This window comes from Rheinheimera gaetbuli (assembly GCF_054781935.1).
This window is the reverse complement of record NZ_BAAGTL010000003.1, coordinates 1-2,291: the sequence shown is the minus strand read 5'-3', so window position 1 is coordinate 2,291 and position 2,291 is coordinate 1. Positions and strand designations below refer to the sequence as shown.

General features: G+C 57.4%; 1 protein-coding gene. It reads right to left on the bottom strand.

The window, feature by feature from the left end; translation table 11 throughout:
* Positions 1–2,291, bottom strand: a 2,291-nt coding sequence (locus ACYVIC_RS04245) for an amino acid adenylation domain-containing protein (protein ID WP_460857576.1), incomplete at both ends; no start/stop codon positions are given.

Here is a 2,291-nt window from a genome sequence, read left to right as displayed (position 1 = left end):
CGCTGACACACTCAGCACCGTTGCACGTAGCATCAGGTCATGGCTTAAATCAAACGGCCGATTGGCCTCGGCTTCTATCGCGTCTGCAACTGCTGCTGCATCTACCTTCTGCCAGCTCACCGCCACACTCTGCGCCGGTTGCACACATTGGTGCGCTTCACCTTGTGCATTTGTGCGATAGCAGGTTCGCAGCACTTCATGGCGGCACACCACATTATCTAGCGCCGCCTGCAGCGCTTGGGGCACTAACGCACCACGCACGTGCAGGGCAAAGGGCATATTGTAGTGCGCACTGCCACCGTCTATCTGGTCGAGCAGCCATAAGCGCTGCTGCGCGAAAGACAACGGCAAAGCGTCATTACGGTCTGCCGGCAGTATTGGCGGGCAGAGTGGGGCAGCTAACTGTTGCGCTATGCGCTGCGCTAACTGGCTTAATACCGGCGTCTCAAACAGCGTTTTTACGCTCAGCTCAATAGTAAATTCCTGCCGCAACCGTGCTACCAGCCGGGTAGCCAGCAGCGAATGGCCACCGAGCATAAAGAAGTTGGCATTACGGCTGATTTGCCCGACACCCAGCAGTTGCTGCCACAGCTGCGCCAAGGCTTGCTCCGTCTCACCCTCTGGTGCCTCGTATTCGCCTTGAGATCCCACCTGCGGCTGTGGCAACGCCTTGCGGTCTACCTTGCCATTGGCCGTCAGCGGAAACACCTCCAACGCCATCCAGTACGCCGGGACCATATACTCCGGTAACCGCTCTGACAGCCGCTGACGCAACACATCCGCACTCACGCTCTGCTCTGCACGGTAGTACGCCACCAACTGCTTGCCCGCCGCCGTGTCCTGCGCCAGTACCAAGGCTTCGGCTATGCCTTCCTGCGATTGCAGTACTTGCTCTATCTCGCCAAGCTCTATGCGGTAACCACGTACCTTCACCTGATGATCGTTGCGACCCAGATATTCCAACTGGCCGTCTTCACGCCAGCGCACCATATCGCCCGTGCGGTACAGCCGCTCTGCACTGCCCTTCGGCGCAAACGGGTTAGCAATAAACCGCTCTGCCGTCAGCTCTGCACGGTTCAGGTAGCCCCGCGCTAAACCCGCGCCACCTACATACAGCTCACCGCTAACGCCTATCGGCACCGGTTGCTGCTGGCTGTCCAGCACATAAGCGCGGGTATTTACAATGGGATAACCTATTGACGCTAGACCACTTTTTAATGACGTAACATCACAGGTTGTAGCTGAAATAGTCGTTTCAGTAGGGCCATAAGCATTTAGCAGTCGCACCTTCGGTGTCTGGGCAATAAATCGCCCGGCAGTATTTGCAGACAACGCCTCGCCCCCCACAATAACCAACCGCAGCGATGGCCAGGCCCATTGCGGCTCCAGGCTTTGCAATTCATGAAAGAACGCCGTTGGCAGGCTGATCACCGTTACGCCCTGCTCAGTACCGAAGGCGCTGAACGCCTGTGGCCCCTCCAGGCAGGTATCACTGCGCAGCACCAAAACCGCACCGTTAGCCAGCGCAGCAATAAACTCTTCAACAAAGACATCGAAATTTGGGGTAGAGAACTGCAACACCCGATCGCTACTTTGCATCTGGCAGCAGCTCAACATATGTTGCTGATAGTTAATTAGATTACGATGCTCTACCATCACGCCTTTGGGCGTACCGGTTGAACCTGAGGTGTATATCACATACGCCAGTTGCTCTGGCTGACACACCAGGCTCAGGTTGTCATCAGCATAACCTGCCAGGCTGGCCTGCACCGCCACACTGTCCAGTTCAACACGGCTGTGCAGTGGCAACCAATCAGCCGCCTGATTTTGTAGCGTTAACACTGTGCCAAGCTCAGCATCGGCCTGCATCAACGCCAGACGCTCCTGCGGATACTCCGGGTCCAGCGGCACATAGGCACCGCCTGCCTTCAGCACCGCCAGTATCGCCACTATCAGCGTGCTACTGCGGCTCAGGCAAATTCCCACCAGCGTTTCGTTTTCTACCAAACGCTGCTCACGCAGATAACGCGCCAGGCGGTTAGCCTGTGCATTTAACTCGCCATACGTTAGCTGCTGCTCTCCATCCACTACGGCAATCGCGGTCGGATTTACCTCTGCCTGCGCCTCAACCAACTGATGTAAGCAGCCGCCCGGATACGCTTCTGCCTTGCCATGCCAGCTCTGCAGCTGCGCCCACTCTGCCTCTGTCAGCAACGGCGCCTGCCCCAGCGGCAACGCCGGAGACTGCACAAGCGCTTGCGCAAACACCGCAAACTGCTCTGCCATCCGCG